Source organism: Photobacterium angustum (genome assembly GCF_002954615.1).
GTDB classification, from domain to species: domain Bacteria; phylum Pseudomonadota; class Gammaproteobacteria; order Enterobacterales; family Vibrionaceae; genus Photobacterium; species Photobacterium angustum_A.
This window is the reverse complement of record NZ_MSCJ01000003.1, coordinates 688,878-709,576: the sequence shown is the minus strand read 5'-3', so window position 1 is coordinate 709,576 and position 20,699 is coordinate 688,878. Positions and strand designations below refer to the sequence as shown.

Annotated in this window: 5 protein-coding genes; 2 read left to right on the top strand and 3 right to left on the bottom strand. The window is 40.5% G+C overall.

Annotation, left to right across the window (positions count from 1 at the left end; all coding sequences use genetic code 11):
* Positions 1–101: 101 nt before the first annotated feature.
* Positions 102–623 carry a DUF2058 domain-containing protein gene (locus BTO08_RS17865; RefSeq protein ID WP_005365952.1) on the bottom strand — a complete coding sequence of 174 codons (522 nt, stop codon included), beginning with the start codon at positions 621–623 and terminating at the stop codon, positions 102–104.
* Between the two features lie 348 nt (positions 624–971).
* Between BTO08_RS17865 and lysM the strand changes: the two genes are divergently transcribed.
* Positions 972–1,403 (top strand): peptidoglycan-binding protein LysM, encoded by a 432-nt coding sequence (gene lysM / locus BTO08_RS17860; protein WP_105061960.1) that lies wholly within the window; start codon positions 972–974, stop codon positions 1,401–1,403.
* A gap of 23 nt (positions 1,404–1,426) precedes the next feature.
* Positions 1,427–1,879 (top strand): YidB family protein, encoded by a 453-nt coding sequence (locus tag BTO08_RS17855; protein WP_105061959.1) that lies wholly within the window; start codon positions 1,427–1,429, stop codon positions 1,877–1,879.
* A 73-nt stretch (positions 1,880–1,952) separates the two neighbouring features.
* Here the strand turns inward: BTO08_RS17855 and astB are convergent, their stop codons facing one another.
* On the bottom strand, positions 1,953–3,287 hold the full coding sequence (astB, locus tag BTO08_RS17850; protein ID WP_105061958.1) for an N-succinylarginine dihydrolase: 1,335 nt from the start codon (positions 3,285–3,287) through the stop codon (positions 1,953–1,955).
* Between the two features lie 242 nt (positions 3,288–3,529).
* Positions 3,530–20,278: a retention module-containing protein gene (locus BTO08_RS17845; RefSeq protein WP_105061957.1), complete on the bottom strand. Its 16,749-nt coding sequence runs from the start codon at positions 20,276–20,278 to the stop codon at positions 3,530–3,532.
* Positions 20,279–20,699: the final 421 nt, after the last annotated feature.

Below are 20,699 nucleotides of genomic sequence, written 5' to 3'. Positions count from 1 at the left end.
GGTTAAAAAACACGTATAAAAAAACCGATAACGCTAAGAGCCTATTTGCTTTAGCTATATCGGTTTTTAATCTCTGAACCTATTTATTCAGTAAGATATGGTTACCACATCAAATCATCTGGAATGACGAAGTCTGCGTACGGATCATCTTCATCTGCAATACTGTCAGCCACTGTATTATTTAATACAATAGATTCTTCATCACGTTGTGCAATCTTATCAGCGACAGAAGCAGGGATCACTTCATAGCCATCAAGGTAACGTGCAATCGCTAAACGACCATTTACTAACTGATTCTGCATTACTTTATCGACATAGATCTTTTTAACCGTTGAACCATCAGTAAAGTTGTAACCAATATCACCACTCTTACGATCCAAGCGATTCATTTCAATAAGCTGTTTAATTTGAGCAGCCAGCTCTTTCGCTTTGATCTCTTCATCACGAACGCGATTAAGCTCTTTATCTTTTTCTAGCTGTGCTATGCGATTTGCTTCAACAGCAGCTTTTGCTTCTTTCGCTTGAGTACGAGATTTTTTAGTGGTTTTACCCGCCTTTTTAAGCTTCTTCTTATCTATAAGCCCTGCTTTTAGCATCTGCTCTTGTAGACTTAGCTTTGCCATTGAAACTCCGTAACATTCATCATTATTTATCAGTGTAGACACACTAATTTATAGCCGTATTATCACGTTTAGCGCTAAAACAGGTCAAGCTTAAACAATAAAATTACTTGCCATACATTAGATACATTCTTAATAGCGAAAAGAAACGATTATTCATGTAACAAATCAGAGTTCACAATTTAACAATAAAATAGAATTCAGCATTATTTTCCCGCTTTCTATATTTCCGAGTCATCAGGTATCGATACCTCACCATAATTTAATAAATTGAATTATTTTCAAAATTTCGTCTAGTATCGTTAGAGAATAACTTAATATTTTGTCATTCATCATAAGGAGATATTTATAATGGGTTTATTAGACTTCGCTCGTAACATCGGCACAAAATTATTTGGCAATGAAGAAGAGGCTCCTGCAAAAATCACTCAACATATTGAAGATAATAACCCTGGCGTATCTGCTTTAAATGTTGAAGTTAAAGATGGTGTTGCTACTCTTTCAGGTCAAGCAGAGAGCGCTGAAGCACGTGAAAAAGCAATCCTTATGACTGGTAATACCGCAGGTATTGAATCTGTTGTTGATAATATTGAAGCGCCAGCTTCAGCAGAAGAAGTATCTTTCTACGAAGTGCAATCAGGCGACAGCCTATGGAAAATCGCTGAAAAAACATTAGGTAATGGTGCTGATTACCAGAAAATTTTTGACGCTAACCGTGAAGTGATTATCGATGCCGATAAAATATTCCCAGGGCAAAAACTTCGTATTCCAGCTACCGCTTAAGTTTACTAATTAAGGTTTAATTTATGGATATCGCACAAATATTACGTATTGGCGCTCAATTATTTGCTCAATCTAGTGCAAATACTGATAGTCTAAACGAAAACAGCATTGTATCGGCACTTGCTCGCCTTCTGGGTGGTAATAGCAATGGTGAAGGGATTGATTTTAATAGTCTTCTTCAGTCACTAAACGGGGCTGGTCTAGCAAATATTGTTTCATCATGGTTAGGTAATGGTGAAAACTCACCCATCTCTGCAGATGATATTGCTAAGATTTTCAATCAGGATCAATTATCAAACTTTGCTAACGAACTACAAATGCCTCAAGATGAAGCCGTAACAGGCTTACAAGAAACACTGCCAGGTATCATTGATAAAGCAAGTCCAAATGGTGATATCGCATCTGAGCTATTTCAAGCTGTGGGTGGTGTAGACGGCATCATGAATTTAGCTTCAAGCCTATTTGGTAAAAAGTAACCATTAGCTTGTATAAACAATTTTAAAGGCGATAAGTAATCACTCGACTTATCGCCTTTTGTTTATGTCAAGATCACCGCTGAAAGTTATAAACCGAGCCTAAATTAAGTATCTGAGTCAGTTCATCTAATGCGGTGCGAGATTCCACCAGCAAATTGGGATCAGCTAAATCAGCTTCAACTAAACGATCACGATAATGCTTATCAACCCACTGGTTTAAAACAGCAAATTTGTCATCCGTCATTAACACTTCAGGATTTACAGCCTGCAGTTCTTGTTCATTAAGCACAACACGTAGTCGTAAGCATGCTGGTCCTCCACCATTTGCCATGCTCTGCTTCAAATCAAAGATCATCACTTTATCAATGCCTTGCTGACTCGTTACGAGTTGCTCTACATACTGTTTAACTTGGCTATTTTCTTCACACTCTTGCGGTAAAACCAGTACGGTTTCTCCATTAGGTAACGATAATAATTGTGAATTGAATAGATAGCTTGATATCGCATTATCTATCGACACACTCGAAGTAGGTACTTCAATGATCTTAAAGTCATCACCCATTTTTTGTTTTAACTCTGCATACACTTTCGTTTGATCAACATATGCTTGCTCGTGACAAAACAATAAATTTCTATTACCAACAGCAATCACATCATTATGGAATACACCTTGGTCAATAACAGCAGGATTTTGCTGAGCAATAACAAGATTCGCTTCATCTAACTGGTGCAAACGTGCTATCGCTTCACAGGCTTCAAATGTTTGTCTTGCTGGATATTTCTTTGGTTGAGTAAAACGACTATCAAAAGCATGACGACCATGAACAAAAAATTCAACGCCAGCTTCACCGTATTCACGACAAAAGCGGGTATGGTTTGCCGCCCCTTCATCACCAAAATGGTTCACTGAAGGTAAAGCGTTATGGTGATGGAAATGTACTTCACTCGAAAACATTGCTTTTAAAATCTTACCTGTTGTCACATGTTCTATTGAGCGGTGAAACTGATTAACTAAATTAGCTGGGGTGAAATGTACCCGCTTATCAACAGTATCAGCAGATGGCGATACTGTTGCTGCATTGGCTGTCCACATACTGGAAGCTGAATAGCAAGATGCTAGTAACTTGGGATTATGTTTTGCTACCTGCAGGATAATATTTTTATCTGAGCCAGAAAAGCCCAAACTACGGAGCGTAGCAATATCTGGTCTTTCTTGTGGTGCAATGATCCCTTGTACTAAGCCTAGATCAGCAAGGGTTTTCATTTTTGCCAGCCCTTGTTTCGCCGCTTGCTTAGGATTAGACGCTTTTGCGCTGTTCTTAGCTGACGCAAGATTACCGTAAGCTAAACCGCTATAATTATGCGTCGGGCCCACTAAACCATCAAAATTCGCTTCAAATGCTTTCATTTTCCATCCATGTCATCCGCTAAATACATAGCAATTAACATAACAAAATTTTTACATTTACGGCAACAAAACACGTTTATGTCTAATTAGTCATTATTTATAGATTATTATTTTATATTAATCGTGAGTTTCCTTTGTATAGGCTTATTTTCTGCACTTATCGTAAATTAAATGAATAACTACGCAATTTTAGATAAAAAAAAGCAGCCACTAAGGGCTGCTTTTAGACTCTATTTTTCTATTTAGTGACCGCTATCTATCTTAAATGCATTGTGATCAAACAGTGAATTCATAATATCAACAGAAGAAGCCCCATCCACTAACCCAAGATCATGGGCTGGATGAATATTATCTAAGACAATATTTTGCGTCTTACCGTCATCTGTTGTGATATCAAGATTAACATTACCTTTATCATCAACACCTGCACTTACATGATCCAATAAGTTATCCATATCTGACTTACTACTATCATCAGTACCAAGCAATTCTCGGATATCAATCTTATCTTTACCAAGCTCAAAATCAGCAATGGTATCGGTATTATTGCTATTGGATAGAGATGTTTCATGCCAAGTAAAGAGATCATCACCAGCACCGCCAGTTAAGATGTCATTTCCAGTACCCGCGAGTAAATTGTCGTCACCATCGAAACCAAATAAAGACTCACCTTGGCTATCTGCGATTAAGTCATTATTTGTGTCATCACCGAAGTTTTTAGTCAGTTCAAGGCTGCCATCATTAAATAGCGAGGTTAACTTGTCAGTGTTACTCATCGCTGATGAGTGATCACCAAACAAGTCATTATTACTCACGCCTTCCAGCAGAATATTTTGTACAACCTGATCCTGATCGTTAGATATTTGGATCAATGTACTGCCATTTTCTTCTGTAATATTTAAACGATGCTGTAAATCATCAAGTGACTGAATACCTTTAGCATGTAGTGAATCACCTAAACTGATGGTATCAATACCGACTTCAAAATCCATGATCTTATCTGTCGCTGGGGCATTTGCCGTACCGAAATCACTTTCTGACCATAGGAAGGTATCTTTCACCCCATCACCATGGCCGCCTAAATCACCACCCCATAGAATGTCATCACCAGCACCACCAACAAGGATATCAGAGCCTAAACCACCAACCAGTACATCATCACCATCACCACCGTAAAGCGTTGCTGCTGCAGTACTGTCGATGATCAGATTATCGCCACTCATATTTGAATTGTGACCAATAACGTTATTTGTTTGTGATAAATCATCTACGACGATATTGATATTCACAGGTGCAGATTCTGCATATGAGCCATCAGATTCAGTAGATACTGCGACTACATCGATAGTGTGTGTACCTTTATCAAGGTTTTTAATATACAAACCATCGACCTTATCAACAGGCACTTCCCAATTACCATTGCCTAAATCGGTACCAATAACGTTACCATCTTTATCAACAACTTGACCTGAGCCTAAGTGCATTAACTTAACGGTTAAAGTTTCAGAAGCATCTGTTGATGCTGCAGCTAATAATCCGATTAACGGAAGCATAGTGCCTAATGAACTTCTCATTGCTGCCGTTTGTATAAGCTCTGGGTTTAAACTTAACGAAGGAGCATCTGCTTTTGGCGCAACGTTAATTTCAACTTTATTGGTTGTAACTTGATTACCGCCAGTACCCGTATTACCACCGTCATTAGTGGTAATAGTTAGCTCATCTTTACCACTGTAATTAGCATCACCAGTATAATTCACACCACTATTAAGCACGGCATTAATATCATCCATTGAGCCTTCAAGAGTGACATTACCTACACCATTTTGAACCACTTTAACTAGGCTGTTGTCGGGCAATGTAATGGTTAATGAACCATGACCAACAGTCAGTTGTACCGACATACCTGTGTTATTTGCCAACTCATTAAAGTCGACATCCGACACTTGCAAGCCAGTGATCGCTGTTGCAACATCCTCATCAGCCGTAATACTTGTTGGTAGATTATTTACTGGCGCATCATTAACAGGCGTAACAGTGATATCAACCGTATCAGTATCCGTTAATACGCCACCAGTGCCAGCGTTACCGTTATCGCTTGTCGTCATGGTTAACTGATCTTTACCTGCGTAATTCTCATCACCAGTATATTTAATACCGTCAGTTAACAATGCGTTGATCTTATTAATATCGCCGCTGATAACTAATTTACCATGACCATTATCAACAATATTCAAGCCTTGCTTATCAGTCGCAATAATCGCTAATTGGCCATGACCAACTTCTAACGTTACCGTCATGTCACCTGATGCGCTATTTTCTTTTGCATCCACATCACTGATCTTAAGACCATTGATCACATGACTACTATCTTCATCAACAGTAAATGCATCAGGTACTGTATTCACTGGCGCATCGTTAACAGGCGTAACCGTGATATCCACGCTATCAGTATCGGTTAGAGCACCACCCGCACCGGAATTACCATTATCGTTAGTGGTCATGGTAAGACTATCAGTACCATTAAAATCTTTATCACCAACGTAATTAATGCCTTGATCTAACAGTTGATTAATCTTTGTGATATAGCCTTCAATGGTTAAGGTGCCATCACCATTACCTTTAATCACCAAGCCTGTTGTGTCGACTCCATCAGCAATGGTTAGCTGACCATGTTGTACACTTAACGTTACGGTCATATTCATTACAGCACCATGATCATGGCTATCTACATCAGTAACTTGTAGATTCTTAATCAAGAGTGTTGCATCTTCTTCAACCGTCAGCGGATCTGATGGTAAATGGTTTACAGGCGCATCATTATCTGGCGTAACATCAACATGAATCTCTTTTTGAACAGCAACACTATCTGTACCAACAACACCGTTATCTACCGCACGAATATCGAGATCTAATTTGCCGTCCCAATTATTCTGATTTGCATCACCTGGGTTGAAGGTCAATGTATCTAGCTGAGAGCTATCTACTTTAATAACCCATGAACCATCTGGTTGCTTAGTGCAACTTCCTTGAACACCGTCAGGTAATGTGAATGAGCTTGAATCAGGCACATTAGTAATGGTGATTTGTAATGATTCCGCGCCATTTTCATGCACATTTGAGCCAGGATGCTTAACGGTGTTTTCGTCATCATAAGCTTTAATGCCTAAATCCAACGTGATTGAACCATTTTCATCACCAGATGCATTTGGATTTACATCAGTATCGACTTTATCCGCAACTGGCTGTACATCGATAGTGATGGTTTCACGATTTTCAGCAGGTTTATCCAACGTTTCTTCTTTTGAGAACACAACAATATCGATATTAACTGTGCCGCTAAAATCTTTCGGTGGCACAATTTTCACGTTGCTTAAATCAAATGATTCACCTGAACCGCTAAGTGTCCAAATACCGTGACCATTGTTAGTTGCACCTTCAACAATAAAACCATCTGGTATATTTTCTAACTTAATAGAAACAATATGCTCAGAGCCATCGCTATCTTGTAGTGAACCACCGATCCCACTTAATGAAATTGCGGTATCTTCATTGCCTACTATTGTCGTATCAATACCGTGCCATTTGACTTCGTCATTCACAGCAACAACATCAAAACTCACGGTATTATCAAACGTCTTTGACGCTGATACATCACCGCCGTTTGTATCATCATAATGCGTGGTATCAACCACGGTTGTTTTCACATCAATATTAACCTTGCCACTAAAATCAGCCGCAGGACGGAAATGAATATTACCCATTTCGCTTTCTTTAATCGTGATGGATGAACCTAACACGTTACCGTGTTCATCAATGAACACGCCGTCACTGCTGTCTTTTAGCGTTAGTGTTACTGATTCAACACTTTCAACTCCGTTTGTAATATCAGTATGTGAATCTTTTAAAGTCGCTGATAAATCGAGCTTAATATCTCCATCTTCATATGCGACATCTTTATAAACATGTTCTTTATTATCATCAGAAGTTGGCTGTTTATCACCATCAAGCCCATCCGTTTCAACCACTTTGATATCGACGGATTTAGGTCCATCAACTTGTGGAGCAACTTGAATTGAAATGGTATCTGTTTTTGTTTGGTAATCACCACTCTCGGTATCGGTAGTGACATACTTCACATCAAGCTTAAAATCACCAGCAAAATCTTTTGGTAGAATGATATTTACACTTGATAGATCAACTTTACCATCAGCAGAAACAGGCACTTTTACTACATATTCATTTCGCACATGGTCGAAATCAGCACCACTGATAGATGCACCGTTCGGTAGGTCTTTCGCATTAATAACGAGAGTGAATTCATCATTAGCTTGATGCCCACCAGTAGTACTAATTTGTACGACTTTATCCATCAGTTGCTGACCAAGGTTTAGATGCTGATCTTCATTACCTGTCACAATGTAATCATCATTAACGACAATATCAGCGGCTTTTTCCTCGTGATGCTCAGTATTCTTACTAAAGTCGAGCGTCAACGTATCGTTTTTAACAACTAAGCCACTAACATCACCATCATCACTTTGATCTTGTACTAATGCACTGATTTGTAATTCAAGTTTGTCTGTAAATCCATCAGGTGCTTTGATCTGTAAATTACCCAGTTGAGATTGAGGTACTGTCCAACTACCATCACCATTGTTAATACCACCAATAATCACAAAACCTTCAGGAATAGGTTCTAATACAATTTGAGTGATTACTTCATGGCTGGATTTATCATCTTCAATCCATGAAATTTTACCGTCTGAATTAGCATCATTGGATAAATCAATTAAACCATCAGAATCACAAGCAATCGTATCAAGCTCTTTACCATCATGAATTACGGTTAAGTGACCGTCATCTTCAACAACGGCTTTAATATCAACGACTAATGTACCTGTTATATCTTTTGATACTGTTTCTTTATTACCATCTACATCCGTTTCAGATACCGTAACCGTTGAAGTTAACGTAATATCTTGATCGGAATCTTCAGGAGCTCGCACTGTTAGGTTAGTACCGCCCAATAACTGTTGAAGCTGACTATCACTAAATGTCACTTTTCCTGAAGCATCAGCGACTAACAATGTATTACCTAAGAACAGCTGATATCCCTGAGGTAAACCATTAAGTGTCAATGCGGTAATGTGCTCTTGCGAATCACTAAACTCTGGTGGTAACCAGTTAATTACAGTTGCTTGATCTTCAAAGCCTTTAGATACCGTATCGTAGTTCGTTGCATCAATTTCAGGCGTTACATGAATAACTAGCTCACCATCAAAGGCTTTGCTCGCACCATCGTTCTCAGTCACTACAACTCGTACATCTAACGTGATGTCTTCTAAGCTATTTTCTGGTGGAACGATAACTACATCATTTAATGTATCTAAATTAACTTGGTAAATTGGCTGACCATTCGCATCTTCACCGGCATACACCAGTGTCTGCAAATTACCATGCTGATCGTAAAGTTTGGCACCTTCTGGAATACCAGAAATCACAACACTTAATGTTTCTGAACCATCGGTTGCGCCTCCAATAGTGTGCTCACCCGATACTATTTTAAAGTCAAAGTGCGCTTCGCCATCTTCTTTAATCGTGGTTTGTAGACCAATTTTACCGTCATCTAATTTTGTCCAATCAGAATTATCGGATTCTATTTTAGGTACATCTACAACACCGGTAAGCGCGACATCAATCGACTGAGGTCCAATCACTTTTTCACTGGTTTCAGTTGTTACATTACCGTTCGCATCAGTAATGGTCGCCACATCTCGGATCACACCTTTTACCGAAATGCTAAAATCAACATTACTATCTAATGGTGGCTGTAATGATAAACCATTTAAATCTTCATAATGGATTTCATAAACACCACTCGCATTTGGCGTTAAAATCTGATCGTTTAAATACAGCACCGCACCATCAGGCAAGGCAGAGATTTGCAAGAACAAATGCTCTGAATTATCAGTATTATCATCTAACGACACAAAGTTGATATGTGTTGATAGATCAATTCGCTCATCTTCTTTCGATTCAACACGCGTCACTTTTAACGTGCCATCATCAGCTATAGGATTGACGTTGATCACAATCTCTTTTGCTTCTGATTCTGCAAATTGATGGCCATTAACAAAGTTATCAAGTTCTTTACTCTCTGCAGTAATTGAAAGCTTGATATCACCACTGAAGTTATCTACTGGGTTAACCTCAACAGACTTTATTTGCTCTGCATCTACTTTGTAAATGCCAGATCCAGGCGATGTCTCAACCAGTGATTTTCCACCAATCTCTAACGTACATTTGTCTTGGTACTCTTTAGGTACCGTAATGTAGTAGGACAGAACCTCGGAACCATCGGTATCTTGTAGATCCGCCGCGACACTCAATAGAACATTAGAGCCGTCTTCATCCACAACATAATGATCAACAGAGTTTGCATTCCATGTTGGTGTATCTGCAATACCTTGAACATCAATAGAGAACTCACCATTCATTACTGGGTGGTTGCCACCATCGGTCGTATTTACTTGTGCAGTTACATCAAATTTAATACCGCTCGCAGATGTCGAGAAGTCTTCTGCAGGAACAAAAGTCACGCCCTGTAGCGTGTAATTTTCACCACTTGCATCAGCTTTAAATGCATCAGCAGGAATAGTAATTGAACCATCGCTATTAACAGCTAAAGGCTGTCCATTAAACATAAAGACGCCATGTGCTTCACCTTGTGGATGAATAGTCACAGTTCCAATATGCTCACCACGATCATTATCACCAATATTGATGCTCATATTGATCGCAATACCATCACGATTCACATCAACATTATCGTTAGGATCTGTAGAATGACGGCCGTCTTCTTCTTGGCCTAGACTATTACTGGTTTGAAGCGTGGCATCTTGATCAGAGATCTCAAGCTTAATATTGCCTTGAGCTTTATCACCATCGCCATCAGTGACTTCAAAACCAATATTTTTAATGATGTTTTCTTGGCTATGGTTTAGATCATCATTTGCAGCAAAGTAAGTTTCACCATTAGGCTTAATCATTAGTTCGCCTAACGTTTCATTACCATCTTTCACTTCATAGATACGGTAGCCGCCCGACTCACGTAATGTCGATAAATCAATATGCTGCCCATCAACAATTAAGGCTGTTACATGTGCACCATCGGCACCTGTAGCCACAATCACATTTTCAAGTGTCGTAGTGCTGTGCTCTACAGTATTTAGCGTTACATCTTGAACCGATGGAATATCATCTTTGATTGATACATCAACATTGACTGTACCGCTGGTATCACCATCTTTATCAACGGCATAAACAGGAAACTCGATGTTCAGCGAATCTTCACCTTGGGTTGGGTGATCAATTGTTCCTTTAAGATCGAAAATATAACGACCATTAGGTAACAAGGTATAAGTGAAGACAACTTGTCCATTCGCTATCCCTTGATATTTACCCGCACCTGTCTGCTCAAGAACAACATCGTGCCCTTCTGACTTAATGGTATTTTGATCATTAAACGCTTTTACATCGACCTTAAAGTCAGACACATAGTCACTGCCCTGATCAACTTGAATATCGCCTTGAGCCGTCACACCATCTTTTGATGTATGTGAACCATCCGATAACGCATCTTCATCAACACTGATTGCTGGAGCAGAAATAATGATAGGTGCGGCACCATCATTGATGGTGATTTGTGCATTTACATTATTGGCAAGATTATCACCGTCGGTATCTTTGACTTGGACTGGTATATCAATAACAATCTTATCGCCATCAACACTAACAAAACCTGAGGTTTCGCTACCATGGTGATCCAATGGCGCATGTTGAGTAATGGAAACTTTAACGTCTACATCATGGCCATTAGCTGCCTGTACCGCTGAAACAGTAACCGTTAGAACGACTTGCCCATTAGCAGTACCAATTAGCTGGCCATCGTGATAGCTAAAGCTAATTTTTGAACCTGATGCCATTAACTCTGATTGCAACTCATCAATTAATGCAGAAAGATGCGTACTATCAATTGAGACTTTCGTTGGATCTAAACGGTCAACACCAGCTTTCACCGCAATTTCAACATCACCTGAAACAGGGTAACCTTGTTCACCTGCTGTCGGTTGTAAGTCGCCTTCAGTAATAACAATAGAGCCTGTTTCGCCACCTTTTGCATCCTCACCATCATGAATATTGATCGTGATCTGACCCGGCTTGCTGTTATCGCCGTCATAGTCTTGAGCAACGACATCTAGCTTAATAATTTCATTATCAGCATTCTTGTCATCAACCTGATCAATCGGTTGTTTTTGTTCAACAACGTAATGACCATTAACATCAATCTTGATTTCCATCACAACTTGAGATGGATTATCTTTTAATACAACTGTGATAGTAGAGCCGTCAGCACTTAACGAATACGTCGTTTCATGACCATTACTGGTTAAACCATCCAACGATGATTGGTTACCTTTAAAGTACACTTTCGCGACTTGGTCACTGCCCGTATCGATATCAATAGTGCCAGATGCTGTTGCTGTGCCTGATACCCCTTCTTCCAACGTTGCTGTTGAATCATGACCAAACGAAGGCTTCTGACCATCTTTAATCGTAATGTTCACATCAACGGGTTTGTCTAAAGCGTCACCATCGGTATCTTGCATTTGAACAGGTACATCAATGGTGATCTTACCGCCGGTAACATCAACATAGGTGCCGTTTGATTTTATGTGATCAAGAGGTAGAGACTGATGAATAGCCAAATCAACAGTCACATCACCATTCGCTGATGAGGACGGCGTCATGCTAATACTTACCGCTTCTTGACCACTTACTGTCATACCCGTAATAGTGATTACACCATTAGCATCAGTGTGAACAGTGAAAGTCAGTGCTTCACCATTTGACGTTAAGCTATTGAGCTCTTTTACTAAATCTACTTGTGCGCTATCAGCAATCTTCAAGCTATTAGCAACTAATGCATCATCTGTAGCATTAACCGTAAAGTGTGTATCTGCTGAAACAGGGTAACCCTTGCCAGCTTTAGGATCTTCTAAATCCCCCTCAGTAATAGTGATGTTTGCTACAACACCTTCACCAGTTGGATTTAGACCATCTTTAATATGGATTTCTAATTGACCCGTATTACTGATATCACCGTCTTTATCAGTCGCAGTGACAGCTAGATTAATATCAACGGTATCGCCTTTGCTGTTGTCTTGTTCAATCGGCAAGTACTGATGAACGGTGTAGCTACCATCTAAATTGATTTCGATCGTCATTACCGCAGCGCCATCATTAGCACCACCGTCAATAACTACCTTAATTTCATCACCATCAACCACATAACGCGTTGCTTGGTTATTAGAAATAATATTCTCTAAAGAAGGCTGAGACTTTGCAAAATCAATATGAGCAAGATCATCTGAACCCACATTCAGCGGGATCTTACCAGTTGCTGTTGCGCCATTTTCTGTTTCAGTAATCGTTGTACCTTTATCGGTACCAAATTCAGGGTTCGCACCATCCACGATAGTGATATCTACATTGGCTGGTTTATCTAACCAATCACCATCGGTATCTTTCGCTTGTACAGGGATTTTAATCGAGATGTCATCACCATCGACAGTCACAAAACCTGAACTGTTACCTGCAGCCTTATGATCAAGTGGCAGCTCTTGGATGATTTTGACTTCGACGTTAACGTTTTGACCCGCTTGCGTTGGGGTTAATTCAACACGTACGGCAACCGTATCAGTACCGGCAATGGTACCGACCAAATTACCATTGGCATCAATCGTAAAGGTTAACGGTTTACCGCCTGATGTAAGCTCTGCATTTAACTCTTTAATCAAGTCGGCTTGTTGCGTCGCATCAATGGCAACGGTGGTTGGATCAAGGCGATCTTCCCCCGCAACCAGCGTTAATTCACCGATTTTCTCAACAGGGTAAGTGGTATCTGCGCCACCTGTGCTTGTGCCGCTACCATCCACATCACGGTCACCTTCGGTGATAGTGATACCAATATTCTCACCACCAGCAGCTGCTTCGCCGTCTTTAATTGTGATATTGAGTTCACCATTAGCCTTATCACCGTCTTTATCTGTCGCGGTGACATCAAGCTTAATATCAGCAATATCTGCACTGTTTTGGTCAACAGGTCCGGTTACTTTAACGGTATAGGTACCGTCATTAGCAATCGTCACCACCATCACAGGGTTAGAGTCTGCGTCAACCACGGTTAATACGTTGCCATTAACAGTAAACGTTGTTTGCTCACCGTTACTGGTAATGTTGGCTAGGCCATCTTGGGTCGTATTAAAGTGAATGGTTTGGATATCATCAGAGCCCACATTTAACGGGATCTGACCATGCATCACTTTATCAGCATCGGTAGTTTCATTGATGGTGATACCTTTATCGGTACCAAATTCAGGATTCGCCCCATCAACAATCGTGATATCTACATTGGCTGGTTTATCTAACCAATCGCCATCGGTATCTTTCGCTTGTACAGGGACTTTAATCGAGATGTCATCACCATCGACAGTCACAAAACCTGAACTGTTACCTGAAGCCTTATGATCAAGTGGCAGCTCTTGGATGATTTTGACTTCGACGTTAACGTTTTGACCCGCTTGCGTTGGGGTTAATTCAACACGTACGGCAACCGTATCAGTACCTGCAATGGTACCAACCAAATTACCATTGGCATCAATCGTAAAGGTTAACGGTTTACCACCAGATGTAAGTTCTGCATTTAGCTCTTTAATTAAGTCGGCTTGTTGCGTCACATCAATGGTAACGGTGGTTGGATCGAGGCGATCTTCACCCGCGGCCAGCGTTAATTCACCGGTTTTCTCGACAGGGTAAGTGGTATCTGCGCCACCTGTGCTTGTGCCGCTACCATCCACATCACGGTCACCTTCGGTGATAGTGATGCCAATATTCTCACCACCAGCAGCTGCTTCGCCGTCTTTAATCGTGATATTGAGTTCACCATTAGCCTTATCACCGTCTTTATCTGTCGCGGTAACATCAAGCTTAATATCAGCAATATCTGCACTGTTTTGGTCAACAGGTCCGGTTACTTTAACGGTATAGGTACCGTCATTAGCAATCGTCACCACCATCACAGGATTAGAGTCTGCATCAACCACGGTTAATACGTTGCCATTAACAGTAAACGTTGTTTGCTCACCGTTACTGGTAATGTTGGCTAGGCCATCTTGGGTCGTATTAAAGTGAATGGTTTGGATATCATCAGAGCCCACATTTAACGGGATCTGACCATGCATCACTTTATCAGCATCGGTAGTTTCATTGATGGTGATACCTTTATCGGTACCAAATTCAGGATTCGCCCCATCAACAATCGTGATATCTACATTGGCTGGTTTATCTAACCAATCGCCATCGGTATCTTTCGCTTGTACAGGGACTTTAATCGAGATGTCATCACCATCGACAGTCACAAAACCTGAACTGTTACCTGAAGCCTTATGATCAAGTGGCAGCTCTTGGATGATTTTGACTTCGACGTTAACGTTTTGACCCACCTGCGTTGAGGTTAATTCAACACGTACGGCAACCGTATCAGTACCGGCAATGGTACCAACCAAATTACCATTGGCATCAATCGTAAAGGTTAACGGTTTACCACCAGATGTAAGTTCTGCATTTAGCTCTTTAATCAAGTCGGCTTGTTGCGTCGCATCAATGGTAACGGTGGTTGGATCGAGGCGATCTTCACCCGCGGCCAGCGTTAATTCACCGGTTTTCTCGACAGGGTAAGTGGTATCTGCCCCACCTGTGCTTGTGCCGCTACCATCCACATCACGGTCACCTTCGGTGATAGTGATACCAATATTCTCACCACCAGCAGCCGCTTCACCGTCTTTAATCGTGATGTTTAATTCACCATTAGCCTTATCACCGTCTTTATCTGTCGCGGTAACATCAAGCTTAATATCAGCAATATCTGCACTGTTTTGGTCAACAGGTCCGGTTACTTTAACGGTATAGGTACCGTCATTAGCAATCGTCACCACCATCACAGGATTAGAGTCTGCATCAACCACGGTTAATACGTTGCCATTAACAGTAAACGTTGTTTGCTCACCGTTACTGGTAATGTTGGCTAGGCCATCTTGGGTCGCATTAAAGTGGATGGTTTGGATATCATCAGAGCCCACATTTAACGGGATCTGACCATGCATCACTTTATCAGCATCGGTAGTTTCATTGATGGTGATACCTTTATCGGTACCAAACTCAGGGTTCGCACCATCCACGATAGTGATATCCACATTGGCAGGTTTTTCTAACCAATCGCCATCGGTATCTTTCGCCTGTACAGGGACTTTAATCGAGATGTCGTCACCATCGACAGTCACAAAGCCTGAACTGTTACCTGAAGCCTTATGATCAAGTGGCAGCTCTTGGATGATTTTGACTTCGACGTTAACGTTTTGACCCACCTGCGTTGAGGTTAATTCAACACGTACGGCAACCGTATCAGTACCGGCAATGGTACCAACCAAATTACCATTGGCATCAATCGTAAAGGTTATCGGTTTACCACCAGATGTAAGTTCTGCATTTAGCTCTTTAATCAAATCAGCTTGCTGCGTCGCATCAATGGCAACGGTGGTTGGATCAAGGCGATCTTCACCCGCGACCAGCGTTAATTCACCGGTTTTCTCGACAGGGTAAGTGGTATCTGCGCCACCTGTGCTTGTGCCGCTACCATCCACATCACGGTCACCTTCGGTGATAGTGATGCCAATATTCTCACCACCAGCAGCCGCTTCACCGTCTTTAATCGTGATGTTTAATTCACCATTAGCTGTATCACCGTCTTTATCTGTCGCGGTAACATCAAGCTTAATATCAGCAATATCTGCACTGTTTTGATCAACAGGTCCGGTTACTTTAACGGTATAGGTACCGTCATTAGCAATCGTCACCACCATCACAGGATTAGAGTCTGCATCCACCACGGTTAATACGTTGCCATTAACAGTAAACGTTGTTTGCTCACCGTTACTGGTAATGTTAGCTAGGCCATCTTGGGTCGCATTAAAGTGGATAGTTTGGATATCATCAGAGCCCACATCTAGCGGGATCTGACCATGCATCACTTTATCAGCATCGGTAGTTTCATTGATGGTGATACCCTTATCAGTACCAAATTCAGGATTCGCACCATCCACGATAGTGATATCAACATTGGCAGGTTTGTCTAACCAATCACCATCGGTATCTTTAACTTGGACTGGAACATCAATAACAATTTTGTCATCAACGCTCTTAACTAAGCCATCGGTACCATTGTCATTATGATCAAGTGGCTTAAATTGCGTAATAGACACGTTAACATCAACATCATGCCCGTTTACCGCTTGAACAGCGCTCACAGATACCGTTAATACCGTTTCACCACCCGCAGTACCTGTTATTAACCCCGTTTTAGCATCAAAGCTAAAGTTAATCGCCGTACCATTTGCTGTTGTAAGTTCAGTAGTTAACTCGTGGATTAACGCATTAACTTGTGTTTGGTCAACGGTTACTGTTGTCGGATCAAGACGATCTACACCCGCAGCAATAGCTATCGTTGTATTACCACTTACTGGGTAACCTTGCTCATTACCTTCAGGCGTTAAATCACCTTCTGTAATAGTAATAGCCCCTTGCTCATTACCTGATGCATTTGCACCATCATGAATAGAGATCTCAATATTACCAGGCTTGCTTACATCACCATCTCTATCTTCTGCCACAACAGATAAAGCAATGTTTTCATTATCTGCTGCGGTATCATCGACCTGATCGATAGGTTGTTTTTGCGTTACAACGTAATGACCATTGATATCAATAGTCACTTCCATTACAACTTGTGATGGATCACTCGCTAATACTACCGTCACCGTAGTGCCATCAGCACTCAGTGAATAAGTGGTAGCATGACCATTACTGGTTAAGCCATTAAGAGAGTCTTGGTTCGCCTCAAACGTAACCTTAACGACCTGATCACTACCGCTATCAACAACAATATTACCCGTACCTGTTGCAATGCCATCGCTACCTTCATTTAAGGTCGCTTTGCTATCCACACCAAAAGCGGGGATTTCGCCATCGACAACAGTAATATCAACGGTTGCTGGATCTTTTAACCAATCACCATCGGTATCTTTCACCTGAATAGGTAAATCGATAACAACTTGATCATTGTGGTTAGTTACTAAACCATCAACCTCATTACCATTGTGATCTAATGGCCCGTACTGAGTCATGGTAACTTTTACATCAACATCTTTACCATTCGCTGCTTGAAGGGCTGTCAATGTTACACTAACAACGGTTGCACCATTCGCGCTTCCGGTTAATACACCCGTTGCTACATCATAAGTAAATGTTAATGGCTTACCGTCAGAACTAAGCTCTGTTGTAAGCTCATTTTTTAAAGCCTCGAGTTGTTTCTCATCAATCGTAATCGAGCTTGGGTCTAATCGGTCAGCACCCGCTGTAATCGTTAAAGAAGTACTTGCTGAAACGGGATACCCTACTTCATTACCTTCTGGGGTTAAGTCCCCTTCTGTAATCGTAATACTTGCAGACTCACCGCCACCGGCAATTGCACCGTCTTCTACTTGAATATTTAGTTGGCCTTGCGCCGTATCGCCGTCTTTATCTGTTGCTGTGACGTTTAATTCTATTTTCGCAATATTAAGACTATCTTGGTCCAACTCGCCTTCTACAATGACTTTGTAGCTACCATCATTAGCGATAGTAACAGTCATTACAGGCTTGCCTTCAGCATCAACAACGTTAATGGTATTACCTGAAACAGAAAAAGTAACAGGGTTGCCGTTGCTCGTAATATTCGCTAAGCCTGGTTGTTCAGCATCAAAGTGAATGTGAGATATTTCGTCTGAGCCAACATTAAGGGGGATTTTCCCATCGACAACTTTGCCTAAATCGTCAGTCTCATTAATTGGATTTTCTGTTCCAGGATCAATACCAAAAACAGGATTATCACCATCATTGATCGTGATATCTACTTGCGCAGGTTTTTCAAGAAAATCACCATCAGTGTCTTTTGCTTGAATAGGAAGATTGATTGAAATGTCACTGCCATTCACAGTAACAAAACCTTGTGAATTTCCGGAAAGGTTATGATCAAGTGGTAATTCTTGAATGATTTTTACATCAACAGATACATTCAGGCCATCTTGTGCCGGTATTAACTCGACACGCACAGCAATAGTATCAGTACCTTCAATTGTACCGATTAGGTTGCCATTTGCATCAATAGTGAACACTAAAGCCTGTCCACCCGAGGTAAGCTCTGTACTTAACTCAGATAATAATGCACTTTTCTGGCTTGCATCAATTTCAACTGTTTCTGGATTAAGACGATCGTTACCAGCAACAAGAGTTAGCTTCCCTGTTTGAATAACGGGATAAGTTGAATCATTACCACCAGTGCTTGTACCGCTCCCATCAACGTCAATATCACCTTCCGTTAATGTAATAGAAACGCGTTCACCACCCGCTGCATCAGTGCCATCATTTATAGTGATATTTAACTCACCTTGAGCGGTATCACCATCTTTATCTGTCGCAGTAACATCTAATTTAATATTAGCGATATCGTCACTGTTTTGGTCAATAGGCCCAGTCACTTTTACAGTGTAGGTACCATCATTCGCAATAGTCACCACCATCACAGGTTGCGAAGATGAATCTAAAACAGTTAAAACATTACCATCAACGGTAAATGTTGTTTCTCGACCATTACTTGTAATTGCCGTTAAGCCTGCTTGCTCAGCATTAAAATTAATAGTTGCGATTGCATCAGAACCAACATCCAGTGGAACCTTTCCATCAATAATCTGATCAGCTTGAGTGCCCTCATTAATTGTCACTCCGGTATCAGTACCAAATTCGGGATTTGCACCGTCAATAACACCAATATCAACATTAATTGGCTTATCTAATGCATTACCACTGCTATCCGTTGCTTGAATAGCAACATCAATATTGATTTGATCGCCATCACGACTGACTAAGCCAGAAGCATTATCGCCAGAGTGGTCAATTGGCTGATTAATCGTAGTGGTTACTGTTACAGTTACATCACGCCCATTTTCTGACGTTGCTTCTAATGCAATAGACATAACAGATTGACCATCTAGAGTACCGATGATCGTATTCGTTGCTGTATCGTAAACAAAAGTAACAGCCTTACCACTTGATGTGATTTCACTGTTTAATTCATTTAAAACGTTATTGATGGTGAGAGGATCAAATACAAACGATGAAGCATCTAGAGGAAGCGTTGCAGCCTCTACAAAAATAGATGTTGAAGAAACAACAGGATAGGTATTATCACTGAGATCACCCTCAGTTATCAGTAAAGAGCCTAGTTCGCCGCCATCAGGAGCTAAAATAGCCAGTGGATCTAGGTTGTCTGTATTTCGACTTGGATCGTAAGCCGTGTCAAAGCCAGCTTCAGCTAAAAGTGCATCGTTATCGTAATTAATCGTTATAAAACTTGCAGCAGAAGATGATCCATTAAGGCCTACATTACCAGCTGATTCATTACCAGCCGCAGGTGCTTCAAAAAGTTGAGTAGGATCCAGACCGTTTAAAATCGCAGCTTGAATTGCATCAATATCACCAGAAGCGAACGTTGTATTTTCCGCTCCCTCATAATTAAAAGCGATTTTTTCATTAAGATCCGTTGCTTTAATACCTTCAGGCGTTGTTATTACGCAAGTTGGGCATGTCTGATTAATGACTTGTTCAACGCCATAATTATTCATTATAAATTTAGCGTTACCATTAGTAACAACGATTTCATCAGGCTGAAGAGTATGCTCATCAATAATAGGCTGTACTTTATCTCCAGCCTTAAGAATAAAGCCGTCTCCATTCACAAGCTTGATCATGCCTAAATTCTTATTATCCATGGTAGTCATACTTTCTTAACCTTTTTGTTTATTCAATTTGATAGTAACAATCCCAATCATGTTAAACATGTTGCGCACCATCAAATTGATGATTTTTTAATCGATAGAGGCTTTCTTATTAAAAACGGCATTTTTTTAATTGATTAAAAAAAACTTATCGTCAATAATTTGACGACATGTTTAGCTAAAAATTCTTATTATTCAACTATGAATTTGCAAGCTTTTGTAACATACTTCATAAAAATATCAATAACAAATGCTGATTAAGAATCGAGCAAGAGCAAAAACATGCCTTGTGAACTTAATAATACTAGTATTGGTAGCATACAGTAACTAGCGTAAAAACTGTAATGCGGACGATCATTTAAAATAACAAAACACATGGACGTTGGTCAGCACTACCCTTTAGTGAGCATCTAACGCGGACAAG

Excerpts from the sequence above, each read along its gene's own strand:
- BTO08_RS17865 (WP_005365952.1), bottom strand. The coding sequence starts at position 623 with ATGGCAAAGCTAAGTCTACAAGAGCAGATGCTAAAAGCAGGGCTTATA.
- lysM (WP_105061960.1), top strand. The coding sequence starts at position 972 with ATGGGTTTATTAGACTTCGCTCGTAACATCGGCACAAAATTATTTGGC.
- BTO08_RS17855 (WP_105061959.1), top strand. The coding sequence starts at position 1,427 with ATGGATATCGCACAAATATTACGTATTGGCGCTCAATTATTTGCTCAA.
- astB (WP_105061958.1), bottom strand. The coding sequence starts at position 3,287 with ATGAAAGCATTTGAAGCGAATTTTGATGGTTTAGTGGGCCCGACGCAT.
- BTO08_RS17845 (WP_105061957.1), bottom strand. The coding sequence starts at position 20,278 with ATGACTACCATGGATAATAAGAATTTAGGCATGATCAAGCTTGTGAAT.